We start from the raw sequence: 13,323 nt of genomic DNA, 5'->3' as shown, positions 1-13,323 counted from the left end.
AGGGGACAACGTGAACATTCAGATCGAACTCATCACGCCGATTGCCATGAATAAGGGTTTGAGGTTTGCAATCAGGGAAGGAGGCAGGACTGTAGGCGCAGGAACCATCACGGAGATTCTGGAATAATCAGGTTTGAATTATGCTGAATGAAAAGATAAGAATAAGGCTGAAAGCATACGATCACAGGGTACTTGACCAGTCCACGACTGAAATTGTCGATACGGCGAGGCGGACGGGCGCCAAGGTGATTGGCCCTATACCATTGCCAACGGCGAAGAATAAGTTTTGCGTCCTGCGGTCGCCTCATGTCGATAAGAAGTCGAGGGAGCAGTTTGAGATCCGGACACACAAGAGGCTTCTCGACATCATCGAGCCCACTCCCGAAACCGTGGATGCTCTGATGAAGCTCGATCTCCCCGCGGGAGTCGATGTCGAGATCAAGGCTTTCAGCCAGTGATAGAAAATCTATCAGGTGTTACCCGGATAACGGTTCGTTAAAAAATGAAGGTGCTGATACGCCATGATTGAAGGGATGATCGGAAAAAAGATTGCCATGACCCAGATCTTTCAGGAGGACGGTGTCGTCGTTCCCGTGACGGTCATGCAGGCTGGTCCTTGCGTGGTTGTCCAGAGAAAGACGAAAGAGAACGATGGGTACGACGTCGTTCAGATAGGTCTGGTGGAGACGCGGAAGAAGAAGGTCAACAAACCCTTGGAAGGGCATTTCAAGAAGGCCAACGTCCCTCCAGCCAGAATTCTGCGGGAGTTCAGATTGGAAGGAGGGGCGACAGTCAATCCTGGAGACAAGGTTCTCGTGTCGCTCTTCAAGGATGTTGAGAAGGTCGACGTCACTGGAACGAGCAAAGGATTGGGGTTCACAGGTGTTATCAGGAGACACGGATTCAGAGGAGGAGCAGCGACGCATGGCTCCATGTTCCACAGGGCTCCCGGGTCCATTGGCTCTTCTTCTTTCCCTTCAAGAGTCTTCAAGGGAATGAGGATGGGGGGACGGGAAGGGAACAGGAGGGTGACTGTGAGAAACCTCAGGGTTATGCAAGTAGATGAAGAGAAGAATCTCCTGGTGGTGAAAGGTGCCGTTCCCGGTCCAACAGGTTCGACGGTCATCATCAGGAAGGCGAAAGGCTTGAAAAAGGGAAAAAATTAGCAGGGATGACACATGGCTGAGATTGCTGTAAGAAATCTTAACAACGACAAGCTCAGGGATATCCAGCTTCCCGATAAGGTCTTTGCCTATCCGCTTAGGGAGCATCTCATATATGAAGCAGTCAATCACTATCTCGCAAGCGGCAGGAGCGGAACGGCAAGCACAAAGAACAGGGTCGAGATCAGCGGCGGTGGGAGAAAACCCTGGAGACAAAAACATACGGGACGCGCGAGAGTAGGATCCATCAGGTCTCCACTCTGGAGGGGTGGGGGAACGATCTTCGGGCCGACACCTAGAGATTACAGTTATCACTTCCCCGGGAAGATGAGAAAGAATGCTCTGAGATCGATCCTCTCAGCAAAGTTGAAGGAGGGTAAGATCATAGTCATCGACGACATCACGCTTGCATCCAGAAAGACGAAGGACCTGGCTAGGCTGTTCGAGAAGACACTCGGAATAAAGAGCAGAGCGCTCATCGTCTATGAAGGGGATAACAGGCATCTGGAACTGGCTTCCAGAAACAACGTCAAACTCACGCTGATCCGGGCGCTTGCCATCAATCCGTATGATCTTCTACGCCATGAATGGCTGGTCCTTTCCGAGAAGGCTCTGCAACAAGTAAATGAGGTGCTGGCCAGATGAGAGAGGACCATCAGATCATTCTGAAGCCATTGATCACAGAGAAATCGACAATCCTCAAGGAGGAAAGGGGACAGTACTGTTTCGAGGTGGCTCGCTATGCGAACAAGAACGATGTCAAGAGGGCCGTCGAGCAGCTGTTCAATGTAAAGGTGGAATCTGTCAGGATCTCCAATGTCGTCGGCAAGGTCAAGAGGATGGGTCGAAGCATCGGGAGAAGAAGGGACTGGAAGAAAGCCTATGTCAAGCTGAAGGCTGGCGAAAAGACTATAGAGTTCTTTGAAGGGACATAAAGCATATGGGCATAAAAGTTTTCAGGCCGACCTCGCCTGGGAGGAGATTTCAATCAGTACTGGACAAAAATGAGATCACTGCCAGGAAGCCATACAAACCTCTCGTCGTAGGATTGAGAAAATCCGGCGGTAGAGATGCCGATGGAGAGACCACAATATGGCATCGCGGCGGTGGACATAAAAGAAAATACCGCATAATCGACTTCAAGCGGGACAAGGTGAACATCCCCGCAAAGGTAGAGACGATTGAGTACGATCCAAACAGAAGTGCCAATATCTGCCTTCTGAGTTACAGGGATGGAGAGAGGCGTTACATCCTCGCGCCAGACGGGCTCCAGGTCGGCCAGACGGTACTGGCCTCGGATTCAGCGGATATTCTCCCCGGTAACTGCCTTCCGCTGAAAAACATCCCCCTCGGAACTAACATCCACAACATCGAATTGAAGATTGGCTGTGGAGGACAGATCGTGAGAAGCGCCGGGACCGCTGCGCAGATAATCGCCAAGGAGGGCGACTATGCGCAGATAAGACTCCCCTCGGGCGAGGTGAGGAAAATTCACCTTGAGTGCCATGCCACAGTCGGGCAGGTCGGCAATCTGGAACATGAAAACATCTCGATCGGCAAGGCGGGAAGGAGCAGATGGAAGGGATGGAGACCGGTGGTGAGAGGAGTGGCCATGAACCCAGTTGACCACCCCATGGGTGGTGGAGAAGGAAAGTCTTCCGGTGGACGGCATCCGACGACTCCATGGGGCGTTCCCACCAAGGGGTTCAAGACGAGGAAGAACAAGAGAACCGATAGATACATCATCAGGAGAAGGAAATAAGAGGAAAACATGAGCAGGTCCGTTAGTAAAGGTCCCTTCGTGGAGGCATCACTGAGGAAGATGATCGATGAGATGAACAGGGCGATGGATAAGAAGGTCATTAAAACCTGGTCCAGGAGGTCGACAATCATCCCGGAGATGGCCGGTCATACGATTGCGGTACATAACGGCAAGAAGTTCATTCCAGTTTACATTACCGAGAACATGGTAGGACATAAACTGGGAGAGTTCGCGCCGACGAGGACCTTCCGCGGGCATGGTACCAAAGGGGATAAGACAGTGACGGCTAAACCGTAAGGGTCGAGGAACATGAATCCGGTATCGAAAGCAACATTAAGATATTTGAAGACGTCGGCGCAGAAGACGAGGCTGGTCGTCAATCAGATCAGAGGGAAGACCGCAAATGAGGCGATGTCAATCCTGAGGTTCACACGAAAACATGTGGCGAAGGATGTGGAGAAAGTTCTCAAGTCGGCCATTGCCAACGCCAAGCAGGGAGAGAGAAAAGTCGATGTCGATTCCCTTTACATTAGCAGAGCCTTTGTCAATGCTGGACCGATGGAAAAGAGGATCAGGCACAGGGCCATGGGGAGAACCTTCAGGATCCTGAAGAGGTCGTGCCACGTGACCCTGCATCTGGATGAGAAGAGATAATTCGTTCTTGTATCAAAGGAGGTCTATTTGGGTCAGAAAACTCATCCTTTTGGCTTCAGACTCGGGTTTAACAAGACATGGTACTCCAAGTGGTATCATGAAAAGAAATACGCGAGCTTCCTCCATGAGGACTTAGCTCTCAGAAGGATCCTGAAGGAAAGGCTTGCGCATGCCGGCGTTGCTACCGTTGGGATCGAGAGAGCCGAGAATAAACTGCGGATCAACATCCATACATCGCGGCCGGGGATCATAATCGGAAGGAAGGGTAGCGAGGTGGACCGGTTAAAGGAAGAGGTCCAGAAGAAGACCGGCAAGGAGGCCTACATTAGCATCATCGAGATAGACAAGCCAGAGATAGATGCGCAGCTTGTAGCAGAAGGTGTTGCTGTCCAGCTGGAAAAAAGAGTCTCTTTCCGGAGGGCCATGAAGAAAGCCGTGGAATCAGCAATGCGATTCGGAGCAAAAGGAATCAAGATTCGATGCTCGGGAAGACTGGCAGGAGCCGAGATAGCTCGCTCTGAATGGTATCTTGAGGGAAGGCTTCCGCTTCAGACGTTGAAAGCCGATATCGATTACGGGTTTGCCGAGGGCAGAACGACCTACGGCCAGATAGGAATTAAGGTCTGGATCTACAAGGGGGAGCATGGCGAAAAAACAGTGGGTTGGAAGGTTGCCTAGATCTTCAGGAGTGATGGAAACATGTTGATGCCAAGCAAGGTAAAGTACAGAAAGCAGCAGAGAGGAAGAAGAAGAGGGAAAGCCTTCAGGGGAAGTTCTCTGAATTTCGGGGACTATGGTTTGAAGGCTCTCGAAGCCGGATGGATAATGAGCCGCCAGATCGAGGCAAGCCGTATCGCCATGACCAGGTTCGTCAGGAGAGGGGGAAAGATCTGGGTAAGAATCTTCCCCGATAAGCCTATCACCAAAAAACCTGCGGAGACCAGGATGGGCAAGGGAAAAGGAGCGCCGGAAGGATGGGTGGCCGTGGTGAAACCGGGGAAGATCCTCTTCGAGATGGAAGGGATAGACGAAGGCACGGCGAGGGAAGCACTGCGGCTTGCCGCCAACAAACTTCCCATCAGGACAAGATTTGCGAAAAGACATGTTTAAAGATTCAGGAGTCATGACATGCCATTAAGGAAAGCGGCAAAACTAAGAGAGATGACAACGGATGAGTTGAAAAAGGAAGAGAAGGAACTAACCAATCAGCTCTTCAAGCTCCGCTTTCAACTGGCCACGGGGCAGATCGAGAAACCTCAGAAGATAAGAGTGGTCAGAAAAGAAGTCGCAAAGGTCAAGACATTGCTGCGGGAAAGGGAGCTGGCTCTACATGAAGAGAAGAAGGAATAAAGGGTTTGAACATGATAGGACACAAGAGAGGAAGAGCTGCCGTTAAGATCGGCATCGTCGTTGGCGATAAGATGGATAAGAGTGTCATCGTGCAGGTTGACAGGCTGACCAAGCACCATCTTTACCAGAAATATATCAGAAAGCGAGCCAAACTCATGGCTCACGATGAACGGAACGAATGCAAGATGGGCGATAAGGTGGAGATCGTTGAAAGCCGACCTCTGAGCCGTAAAAAGAGGTGGAGAGTCCGAAGGGTCCTAGAGAGGGGTACGGTCGTCGAAGCTGGCCCGTTGAAGGATGAGTTGACCGAAGACGTTCAGGAACCACAGCAAGGATGATCATTATGCGAGCGGAGTAACCTATGATTCAGATGCGAACCATTCTTGATGTTGCCGATAATTCAGGTGCCAGGAAGATTAGATGTATAGGAGTCCTCGGAGGTTCATCCGGCCAGTACGGACATCTGGGCGATGTGATCACGGCTTCAGTTCAAGAGGCGACTCCAGACGGGACAATTAAGAAGGGAGCCGTCGTGAAAGCCGTCATCGTCAGGACGAACAAAGAGCACAGAAGGAAAGACGGCACATATATCCGATTTGACGGCAATGCGGCTGTTCTCATCAACGAGGCGCTGGAACCCGTCGGAACGAGAGTCTTCGGACCGGTGGCAAGAGAATTGAGAGAGCGAAAGTTCATGAAAATTGTCTCCCTTGCGCCCGAAGTTTTATGAGGGATTCAGAATGATACTCAAGATAAGAAAGAACGATACGGTGAAGGTCATAGCAGGAAAAGAAAGGGGGAAGCAGGGAAAGGTTCTCAAAGTCTTCCCGAAAGAAAGAACGGCCATTGTGGAAGGGATCAACTTCTTTAAGAGACACACCAGGGCCAACCCGAGCAGGAACATCAAGGGCGGAATCCTCGAGAAAGAAGGTCCGATCCATATTTCGAATCTTATGGTCATCTGCTCGGAGTGCGGAAAAGTCGTTCGGGTAGGGCATCGCATTCTCGATGACGGAAAGAAGATCAGGATTTGCCGCAAATGCGGTGGAATGATTGGTAAATAGTTATGGCAAGATTGAAGGAATTATATTTTAAGGAAGTAGTACCGGCCCTTAAGAAGCAGTTCGGCTACACGAACGTCATGGCCGTGCCGCATCTCTCGAAGATCGTCATTAACATGGGCGTCGGAGAGGCCATCCAGGACATTAAGGTGCTGGACGGAGCAATGGAAGAGGTGGCGCTCATCGTCGGCCAGAAGCCATGCCTGAAGAGGGCCAGGAAATCGATTGCTAATTTCAAGTTGAGGGTAGGAATGCCCATCGCCTGCATGGTGACGCTGCGCGGCGACAGGATGTACGAGTTCTTTGACAGGCTCGTCAATCTCGCCCTCCCCAGGGTCAGGGACTTCAGGGGGACATCCACGAAGGCCTTCGACGGAAGGGGGAACTACACGTTGGGATTGAAAGATCAGCTCATCTTTCCCGAAATCAGCTACGGCAAGGTCTCCAAGGCGAAGGGGATGAACGTCTCAATAGTGACGACGGCAAAGACCGATGAAGAGGCCAAAGCACTTCTCCAGCAACTCGGCATGCCGTTCAGGAAAGCGTAAGGGGAATTAGGAGGTATCCGTTGGCCACAACAGCAATGATAGCAAAGCAGCAGAAGAAGCCGAAATTCAAGGTGAGAAAGTACAATCGCTGTAAGATCTGCGGCCGCCCGCGCGGTTATCTTAGAAAATTCCAGATCTGCAGGATTTGTTTTCGGAAGCTCGCCCTGGAAGGTGCCCTTCCGGGAGTTATCAAATCGAGCTGGTAGATTGTGTTAAATCTTTAGAAGGTGAAGCAACATGACAATGACAGATCCTATAGCAGACCTTTTAACGAGGATCAGAAACGGTCTCAAAGCGAGGCATGAGAAGGTTGTCATTCCTTCATCGAAGATGAAGATCGAAATCGTCAAGATCCTGAAGGAAGAGGGGTATATTGAGAATTTTAAGATCGTGGATGATGGGAAACAGGGACTCATCGAAGTCTTCCTGAAGTACTTCTCCGATGGGAAGCCGGTCATATCAGGCATCGAGAGGATCAGCCGTCCTGGAAGAAGAGTCTACTTCGGAAAGGATGATGTCCCCAGGGTCTTAGGCGGTTACGGCATCACCATCGTTTCGACATCCAGGGGGTTGATGACAGGCAAACAATCCAGAGCCAAAGGGTATGGGGGAGAGATCCTCTGCAACGTATGGTAATCGTTCGGGAGGAGTTTGTAACATGTCCAGAATAGGAAAGAGACCGATAGATATTCCTGTCGGCATCAAGGTGAGAACGAAAGAGGGACTCGTCCATGTGGAAGGAGGGAAGGGAAAACTCACATACAAGATTCCGGATGGGATTGGTATCCGAATCGATGATTCCAGGATTATCGTAACACGCTCCAGTGATACTGGATCGCAAAAAGCCCTCCATGGTCTGATGAGAGCACTCCTGAACAATGCGGTGAAGGGTCTAACGGAGGGTTTCAAGAAGGAACTGGAGATCGAAGGGATAGGATATAAAGCACAGGTCCAGGGAAGAGTGGTTTCCTTCAATCTGGGGCACACTCACCAGATCGATCTTGCTATTCCAGAAGGGCTGGATGTGAAGATCGACAAGCAGACGAAGATAACGGTGACAGGATACGACAAACAGAGAGTCGGCCAATTCGCAAGGATCATCAAGGAATTGAAGATTCCCGATGTTTACAAGCATAAAGGGATCAAATATGCTGGAGAGTTGCTTAGAAAAAAAGTGGGGAAGACGGGAGCTTGATGCGTTAAGGTGATACGATGGAGAAACAAGTCGATAAGGAAAGAAAACGAAGGATCATAAAATTCAGGATCAAGAAGAAAGTCGTTGGGACTGCTGAAAGGCCCCGGCTAGTCGTCTTCAAGAGCCTTAAACATATATACGTTCAGGTTGTGGATGACACCAGGGGAAGGACCATTACGAGCGCCTCCACCCTCGATAAAGAGTGCCGGCTCCGAATAAAGTCGGGAGGCAATCTGGAAGCCGCCAGGATCGTCGGGGAAATCATTGCCCGGAGGTTGAAAGAGAAAGACATGATCTCCGTGGTGTTCGATCGTGGGGGCTACCTGTACCACGGAAGGGTAAAGGCGCTTGCAGAATCTGCAAGGAACAGCGGGTTGAAATTCTGATGAGAGGAGATATGGAACAGGATGAAGTCATTGCCGAAACGACCGAACAGGTCGTCCATATTAATCGTGTAACAAAGGTCGTCAAAGGAGGTAAGAACTTCAGCTTCAGTGCTCTCGTCGTGGTCGGCGATGGGAGAGGGACCGTGGGATACGGAGTCGGAAAGGCGAGAGAGGTTCCGCAGGCGATCTCCAAGGCGGCAGAAAAAGCCAAGAAGAATAAGATATCCGTCCCGATGATGGGAACGACGATCCCTCATGAAGTCCTGGGTCGGTTCGGGGCTGCGACTGTTCTCCTGAAACCGGCATCGCCTGGGACAGGAGTCATTGCTGGGGGGGCTGTCCGTGCGATTGTAGAGGCTTCCGGCATACAGGACATCCTGACCAAGTGCATCGGGACCAATAACCCCCATAATGTGGCAAAAGCGACTATCGACGGTCTCCTTCAACTGAGGGGTCCGGAAGAGATAGCTCAGCGAAGAGGAAAATCAAGAGAAGAGATTTAAGGGAAGGCCGATGAGGGAAGCAAGGAACGAGAAGACTGTCAAGATAAAACAAATCAGAAGTGGGATCGGAACCACGAAGAGGCAGAAAGCCACGCTGAAGTCACTGAAGCTCGGGAAGATGCACAGAGTTGTCGAACTTCCCGACAATGTAGCTGTTCGGGGGATGGTCCGCAGCATACCGCATCTGGTTAAGATCGTTGAGGAATGACATGATTAGCTTGAACAATCTCAGACCGGCACCAGGCTCAAGAAAGGGCAGGAAACGCGTGGGCAGAGGCCCTGGATCCGGGCTTGGAAAGACGGCAGGTAAGGGAAGCAAAGGGCAGAAGTCACGATCGGGTTATTCCAGGAGGAGAGGCTTCGAGGGGGGCCAGATGCCGTTGCATCGAAGGGTTCCCAAAAGAGGGTTCACTAACATATTCAAGAAGAAGTATGCCATCGTGAATCTGGAGCAGTTGAACATCTTCAGGAGCGGGGACGAGGTGACCCCGTTGAAGCTCCTTGAGAAGGGGATTGTAAAGAATCTGAAGGACGGTCTGAAAATCCTAGGAAAGGGGGATCTGCAGAAAGATCTGTCCATCAGCGCTCATAAATTCAGCAATTCTGCTTTGAAGAAAATTGCAGAAAGTGGTGGAAAGGCAGAGGTGCTATCCTGATGCTTGAAAGTATCAAGAATATCCTGAGCATACCCGATCTTAGAAAAAGGATCTTTTACACTTTAGCCCTGCTTGCCGTTTACAGAGTCGGAGGCCACATTCCGACTCCAGGAATCGACAACACGGCGCTTTTCACTTTCTTTGAACAGCAGGCCGGAGGGATCCTTGGATTTGTCGATCTCTTCTCAGGAGGAAACTTAAGGAAATTTACAATCTTTGCTCTCGGCATCATGCCCTATATCTCTGCATCCATCATCCTGCAGCTTCTGACTGTCATCTGGCCATACCTTGAGAGATTATCCAAGGAGGGTGACGTTGGAAGGAAGAAGATCACACAGTACACGCGATACGGAACGGTTCTTCTCTCCGTCATCCAGTCCCTCGGGATTGCAATCTGGCTCGAATCGCTCCGTGGGACTGGAGAGGGGTTTGGAAACGTCGTGCCTCATCCCGGTTGGGGATTCAGGTTCATGACAGTCCTCACTCTCACGACGGGAACAGCCTTCATCATGTGGCTCGGTGAGCAGATCTCAGAACGCGGGATCGGGAACGGAATATCGCTCATCATATTTGCCGGTATCATCGTCGGACTTCCCAATGCCACCGTGAACACTTTCCAGGATGTTTCCACGAGAAACCTGAGTCCGATCACAGTCCTGATACTTGTTGTGCTGATGGTTGCCGTCGTCGCCGGGATCGTCTTCGTGGAGAGAGCACAGAGGAGAATCCCGATACAGTATGCCAAAAGAATAGTGGGAAGAAGAGTATATGGCGGACAATCGACGCATCTCCCATTGAGAGTCAATACCGGAGGGGTCATCCCTGTCATCTTTGCTTCTTCTATACTTGCCATTCCTCCGACCATAACTCAGCTCCCCTTTCTCAGGGATGTCTCCTGGGTCAATAGCATGATGCGGCAGCTAGATTACAGCGCGCCCCTGTATGCTCTCCTGTATTTCCTGCTCATAATCTTCTTCTGTTTCTTCTACACGTCAATCATCTTCAACCCGGTTGATACGGCTGATAACATGAAAAAATACGGCGGCTTCATTCCGGGAATAAGACCCGGACGGTTCACGGCTGAGCACATCGACAGGATTCTGACCAGGATCACTTTTGGTGGAGCCATCTATCTCGGCTTGATATCCCTCTTGCCCATGTTCCTGATCAGCGGGTTCAAGGTCCAGACGCTTCCCTACATCGGAACGTTCCTCGACAGCATCCTGCCTACGTTTGTTTCCCAGGGGCTCGGCGTAAAGTTCTACTTCGGGGGAACTTCGCTGCTCATCGTCGTCGGTGTGGCCATGGATACGGTCCAGCAGATCGAATCGCAGCTCATCATGCGTCACTACGAGGGGTTCCTTAAGGGAGCCAGGATCAAAGGGAGAAGGTGGTAAGACTCTTATGGGCTTCAGGCTCATATTATTGGGTCCACCGGGTGTCGGGAAGGGGACGCAGGCTGAATTTATAAAAAAAAGATTTGATCTTTGTCATATTTCTATGGGGGATATCCTCAGGGAAGCGGTCAGGAACCGGACTCCAGTGGGACTCAAGGCGAGAAGGTACATGGATGCTGGAACACTCATTCCTGATGAGCTGGTGGGAGAGATCATTGAGGAAAAAATGAGGGAAGATGATGTCAGGGAAAGGTTCCTGCTGGATGGATTCCCGAGAACGGAGCGCCAGGTTGAGATCCTGGATGCCATCCTTCAGAAAGTCCATGCGACGATTGATGCCGCATTCCTCATCGAACTGGACGAGGAGGAGATCGTCAGAAGACTGTCGGGAAGGCGAGTGTGTTCCGGCTGCGGGACCCTCTATCATCTGACAAGCAAGCCTCCCCGTATCGATGGAATCTGCGATCGATGTGAGGGCAGCCTCATTCAGAGGAAGGATGATTCCGAAGCGGTTATCCGGGAAAGGCTCCTCGTTTACAGGAAAGAGACGTTGCCCATCGTGGATATCTATGACAGCAGAGGTATTTTGGTCAGGATCGATGGGAGCGGAAACTCTGAGGAAGTGCAGCGGAGGATTCTTGCCCGTCTGCAGGAGTTCAGAGCATGATCATATGCAAATCACCTGCGGAACTGATTATCATGGACCGCTGCAACAAAATCGTGCGGAAAATCCTGAGGGAGCTTGGAGAAATGATCCGGCCTGGTCTGACGACGAAAGAGATCGATAGATATGCGGAGGAGAGGGCCAGACAGGAAGGTGCCGTAGCTGCATTCAAAGGCTACAGGGGCTTTCCTGCATCAATCTGCACTTCGGTGAACAACCAGATCGTTCATGGGATACCCTCTGAACGATGCTCGTTAAAGGAAGGCGATATAATTAGCCTTGACTTTGGCATTCTGATGGATGGATTTTACGGAGATGCTGCTATCACCTATCCCGTCGGCCGTATTTCAGAGACGGCGAAAAAGCTCATCGAGGTCACGAAGGGAGCTCTCATGACGGGGATCGAGCATGCGAAAAGCGGGGAGAGGATTTCAGATATTTCGCATGCTATCCAATGCTATGCTCAGGCGCGCGGATTTTCTGTAGTAAAGGAGTTTGTTGGCCACGGGATCGGAAGTGCCCTTCATGAGGATCCGCAGATACCCAACTATGGTGAGCCGGGTAGGGGACCGGAGATCTCTAATGGCATGGTTCTCGCCATAGAACCGATGATCAATGCTGGTACAGATGAAGTCCTCATTGAGAACGATGGATGGACAGCCGTCACAAAAGATGGCGAGCTTTCCGCGCACTTTGAACTATCGGTCGGCATCAAGAATGGTCGACCCTGGATCTTAGGTGAGGAATAAATTCAATGCCGAAGGAAGAGGCCATACAGGTTGAAGCGGTTGTTAAGGAGCCTCTCCCCAATGCTATGTTCAGGGTGGAACTCGATAACAAGCATCAGGTGCTGGCGCATATTTCGGGAAAGATGAGAAAGAATTTTATCAGGATACTTCCGGGAGACAGGGTGCTTGTCGAGCTCTCACCATACGACTTGAACCGGGGAAGGATTGTCTACCGCTTTAAATAAAGGATTATTTGAATGATAGAAATGCTCAACAATTAAATCACCGTGTCTTTCAAGAGGATAATGATGAAGGTAAGAGCATCCGTTCGAAAAATCTGTCCGAAATGTAAACTCGTCAAAAGGCAAGGAGTGCTCCGGGTCATCTGTACGAACCCGAAGCATAAGCAGAAACAGGGGTAAGATTTAAGGAGGAGCGATGGCAAGAATCGCAGGCGTCGATCTTCCGCCAAACAAGAGGATCGAGATCGGTCTGACATACATCTTCGGGATCGGACGCCCGAGGTCCGACCGGATACTGGAAAAGGCCGGGGTCGATAAGGATAAGAAGGTAAAGGATCTTACTGAAGATGAGGTAAGAAGGATCAGGGACATCATCCAGGAAGAGGGAAACGTAGAGGGTGATCTGAAGAAGAATATTTCCCTCGATATCAAGCGGCTTATCGATATAGGTTCATACAGAGGGTACAGACACAGGAGAGGATTACCCTGTCGTGGTCAGAGGACGCATACCAATGCCAGGACTAAGAAAGGGCCCCGAAAGACCGTGGCGGGCAAGAAAAAAGCTGTTGGAAAGAAAGGATAATCAAATTCTTGAGGAGGTCTGTCGTTTATTATGGCCAATGAAGTGAAGAGAAGCTTGAAGAAGAAAGAGAAGAAACACATCCCGAACGGCATTGCGCATATCCATGCCACTTTCAACAATACGATTGTCTGCATCACGGACATAGAAGGCAATGTTCTCGGCTGGTCGAGTGCCGGACGCCTCGGGTTCAAGGGCTCGAGAAAGGGGACACCTTTTGCGGCACAGATGGCTGCTCAGGCTGCTGGAAATGGCGCCAAAGAGTACGGATTGAAGAGCGTGGAAGTGAGGGTGAAGGGTCCGGGAGCGGGGAGGGAATCTTCCATCCGAGCACTCCAGTCTATCGGTCTCGATATCAAGTCTATAAAGGACGTAACACCCATCCCACACAACGGGTGCCGACCACCAAAGAGAAGGCGTGTTTAAAGGAGGTT

At 50.7% G+C, this 13,323-nt stretch carries 29 protein-coding genes; all 29 read left to right on the top strand.

Going from position 1 to position 13,323, the window contains the following annotated elements; genetic code table 11:
• On the top strand, nt 1-127 hold a 127-nt coding region (gene tuf, locus AB1756_07980), incomplete at its 5' end, for an elongation factor Tu (GenBank protein MEW5807265.1).
• A 13-nt stretch (nt 128-140) separates the two neighbouring features.
• A complete protein-coding gene (rpsJ, locus tag AB1756_07975; GenBank protein ID MEW5807264.1) occupies nt 141-458 on the top strand; it encodes a 30S ribosomal protein S10 in 318 nt (105 codons plus the stop codon).
• A 63-nt stretch (nt 459-521) separates the two neighbouring features.
• Nucleotides 522-1,166, top strand: coding sequence for a 50S ribosomal protein L3 (rplC, locus tag AB1756_07970; protein ID MEW5807263.1), 645 nt, complete (start codon nt 522-524; stop codon nt 1,164-1,166).
• Between the two features lie 12 nt (nt 1,167-1,178).
• Nucleotides 1,179-1,808: a 50S ribosomal protein L4 gene (rplD, locus tag AB1756_07965; protein MEW5807262.1), complete on the top strand. Its 630-nt coding sequence runs from the start codon at nt 1,179-1,181 to the stop codon at nt 1,806-1,808.
• Nucleotides 1,805-2,098 carry a 50S ribosomal protein L23 gene (gene rplW, locus AB1756_07960; protein MEW5807261.1) on the top strand — a complete coding sequence of 98 codons (294 nt, stop codon included), beginning with the start codon at nt 1,805-1,807 and terminating at the stop codon, nt 2,096-2,098. Before rplD ends, rplW begins: the two co-directional genes overlap by 4 nt.
• Before the next feature lie 5 nt (nt 2,099-2,103).
• Nucleotides 2,104-2,925: a 50S ribosomal protein L2 gene (gene rplB / locus AB1756_07955; protein MEW5807260.1), complete on the top strand. Its 822-nt coding sequence runs from the start codon at nt 2,104-2,106 to the stop codon at nt 2,923-2,925.
• Nucleotides 2,926-2,934: 9 nt separating this feature from the next.
• Nucleotides 2,935-3,222: a 30S ribosomal protein S19 gene (gene rpsS / locus AB1756_07950; protein ID MEW5807259.1), complete on the top strand. Its 288-nt coding sequence runs from the start codon at nt 2,935-2,937 to the stop codon at nt 3,220-3,222.
• Nucleotides 3,223-3,234: 12 nt separating this feature from the next.
• Nucleotides 3,235-3,579, top strand: a complete 345-nt coding sequence (gene rplV, locus AB1756_07945; protein MEW5807258.1) for a 50S ribosomal protein L22 — start codon at nt 3,235-3,237, stop codon at nt 3,577-3,579.
• A gap of 27 nt (nt 3,580-3,606) precedes the next feature.
• The gene (gene rpsC, locus AB1756_07940; protein MEW5807257.1) at nt 3,607-4,257 is read left to right on the top strand and encodes a 30S ribosomal protein S3; all 651 of its coding nucleotides are present in this window, start codon (nt 3,607-3,609) and stop codon (nt 4,255-4,257) included.
• A gap of 21 nt (nt 4,258-4,278) precedes the next feature.
• A complete protein-coding gene (rplP, locus tag AB1756_07935; GenBank protein MEW5807256.1) occupies nt 4,279-4,689 on the top strand; it encodes a 50S ribosomal protein L16 in 411 nt (136 codons plus the stop codon).
• A gap of 18 nt (nt 4,690-4,707) precedes the next feature.
• Nucleotides 4,708-4,929 carry a 50S ribosomal protein L29 gene (gene rpmC / locus AB1756_07930; GenBank protein ID MEW5807255.1) on the top strand — a complete coding sequence of 74 codons (222 nt, stop codon included), beginning with the start codon at nt 4,708-4,710 and terminating at the stop codon, nt 4,927-4,929.
• An 11-nt stretch (nt 4,930-4,940) separates the two neighbouring features.
• Nucleotides 4,941-5,267 carry a 30S ribosomal protein S17 gene (gene rpsQ, locus AB1756_07925; GenBank protein MEW5807254.1) on the top strand — a complete coding sequence of 109 codons (327 nt, stop codon included), beginning with the start codon at nt 4,941-4,943 and terminating at the stop codon, nt 5,265-5,267.
• Nucleotides 5,268-5,290: 23 nt separating this feature from the next.
• Nucleotides 5,291-5,659: a 50S ribosomal protein L14 gene (gene rplN / locus AB1756_07920; protein MEW5807253.1), complete on the top strand. Its 369-nt coding sequence runs from the start codon at nt 5,291-5,293 to the stop codon at nt 5,657-5,659.
• A gap of 10 nt (nt 5,660-5,669) precedes the next feature.
• The gene (rplX, locus tag AB1756_07915) at nt 5,670-5,993 is read left to right on the top strand and encodes a 50S ribosomal protein L24 (GenBank protein ID MEW5807252.1); all 324 of its coding nucleotides are present in this window, start codon (nt 5,670-5,672) and stop codon (nt 5,991-5,993) included.
• Nucleotides 5,994-5,995: 2 nt separating this feature from the next.
• Nucleotides 5,996-6,538 carry a 50S ribosomal protein L5 gene (gene rplE / locus AB1756_07910; protein MEW5807251.1) on the top strand — a complete coding sequence of 181 codons (543 nt, stop codon included), beginning with the start codon at nt 5,996-5,998 and terminating at the stop codon, nt 6,536-6,538.
• A 20-nt stretch (nt 6,539-6,558) separates the two neighbouring features.
• The gene (locus AB1756_07905) at nt 6,559-6,744 is read left to right on the top strand and encodes a type Z 30S ribosomal protein S14 (GenBank protein MEW5807250.1); all 186 of its coding nucleotides are present in this window, start codon (nt 6,559-6,561) and stop codon (nt 6,742-6,744) included.
• Between the two features lie 31 nt (nt 6,745-6,775).
• Nucleotides 6,776-7,174, top strand: coding sequence for a 30S ribosomal protein S8 (rpsH, locus tag AB1756_07900; protein MEW5807249.1), 399 nt, complete (start codon nt 6,776-6,778; stop codon nt 7,172-7,174).
• 22 nt (nt 7,175-7,196) lie between these two features.
• Nucleotides 7,197-7,733 carry a 50S ribosomal protein L6 gene (gene rplF, locus AB1756_07895; protein MEW5807248.1) on the top strand — a complete coding sequence of 179 codons (537 nt, stop codon included), beginning with the start codon at nt 7,197-7,199 and terminating at the stop codon, nt 7,731-7,733.
• Nucleotides 7,734-7,750: 17 nt separating this feature from the next.
• On the top strand, nt 7,751-8,119 hold the full coding sequence (gene rplR / locus AB1756_07890) for a 50S ribosomal protein L18 (GenBank protein MEW5807247.1): 369 nt from the start codon (nt 7,751-7,753) through the stop codon (nt 8,117-8,119).
• Nucleotides 8,120-8,130: 11 nt separating this feature from the next.
• The gene (gene rpsE / locus AB1756_07885; protein ID MEW5807246.1) at nt 8,131-8,622 is read left to right on the top strand and encodes a 30S ribosomal protein S5; all 492 of its coding nucleotides are present in this window, start codon (nt 8,131-8,133) and stop codon (nt 8,620-8,622) included.
• 10 nt (nt 8,623-8,632) lie between these two features.
• On the top strand, nt 8,633-8,830 hold the full coding sequence (gene rpmD, locus AB1756_07880; protein MEW5807245.1) for a 50S ribosomal protein L30: 198 nt from the start codon (nt 8,633-8,635) through the stop codon (nt 8,828-8,830).
• A 4-nt stretch (nt 8,831-8,834) separates the two neighbouring features.
• Nucleotides 8,835-9,278, top strand: a complete 444-nt coding sequence (rplO, locus tag AB1756_07875) for a 50S ribosomal protein L15 (GenBank protein MEW5807244.1) — start codon at nt 8,835-8,837, stop codon at nt 9,276-9,278.
• On the top strand, nt 9,278-10,675 hold the full coding sequence (gene secY, locus AB1756_07870; protein ID MEW5807243.1) for a preprotein translocase subunit SecY: 1,398 nt from the start codon (nt 9,278-9,280) through the stop codon (nt 10,673-10,675). Before rplO ends, secY begins: the two co-directional genes overlap by 1 nt.
• A 7-nt stretch (nt 10,676-10,682) precedes the next feature.
• A complete protein-coding gene (locus tag AB1756_07865; protein ID MEW5807242.1) occupies nt 10,683-11,342 on the top strand; it encodes an adenylate kinase in 660 nt (219 codons plus the stop codon).
• The gene (gene map / locus AB1756_07860; GenBank protein ID MEW5807241.1) at nt 11,339-12,088 is read left to right on the top strand and encodes a type I methionyl aminopeptidase; all 750 of its coding nucleotides are present in this window, start codon (nt 11,339-11,341) and stop codon (nt 12,086-12,088) included. The genes AB1756_07865 and map overlap by 4 nt, the downstream gene beginning before the upstream one ends.
• Before the next feature lie 5 nt (nt 12,089-12,093).
• Complete coding sequence (gene infA, locus AB1756_07855) at nt 12,094-12,312, top strand: translation initiation factor IF-1 (protein ID MEW5807240.1); 219 nt, start codon at nt 12,094-12,096, stop codon at nt 12,310-12,312.
• A 63-nt stretch (nt 12,313-12,375) separates the two neighbouring features.
• Entirely contained in the window at nt 12,376-12,489 is a 114-nt protein-coding gene (rpmJ, locus tag AB1756_07850) for a 50S ribosomal protein L36 (GenBank protein MEW5807239.1), read from the top strand.
• A 16-nt stretch (nt 12,490-12,505) separates the two neighbouring features.
• Nucleotides 12,506-12,892, top strand: a complete 387-nt coding sequence (gene rpsM, locus AB1756_07845) for a 30S ribosomal protein S13 (protein MEW5807238.1) — start codon at nt 12,506-12,508, stop codon at nt 12,890-12,892.
• Nucleotides 12,893-12,922: 30 nt separating this feature from the next.
• Nucleotides 12,923-13,315 carry a 30S ribosomal protein S11 gene (gene rpsK / locus AB1756_07840; GenBank protein ID MEW5807237.1) on the top strand — a complete coding sequence of 131 codons (393 nt, stop codon included), beginning with the start codon at nt 12,923-12,925 and terminating at the stop codon, nt 13,313-13,315.
• Nucleotides 13,316-13,323 lie beyond the last annotated feature (8 nt).

The sequence above is a fragment of the Acidobacteriota bacterium genome (genome assembly GCA_040752675.1).
Taxonomy (GTDB): Bacteria; Acidobacteriota; Polarisedimenticolia; order JBFMGF01; family JBFMGF01; genus JBFMGF01.
This window is presented reverse-complemented; position numbering and strand designations above follow the sequence as displayed.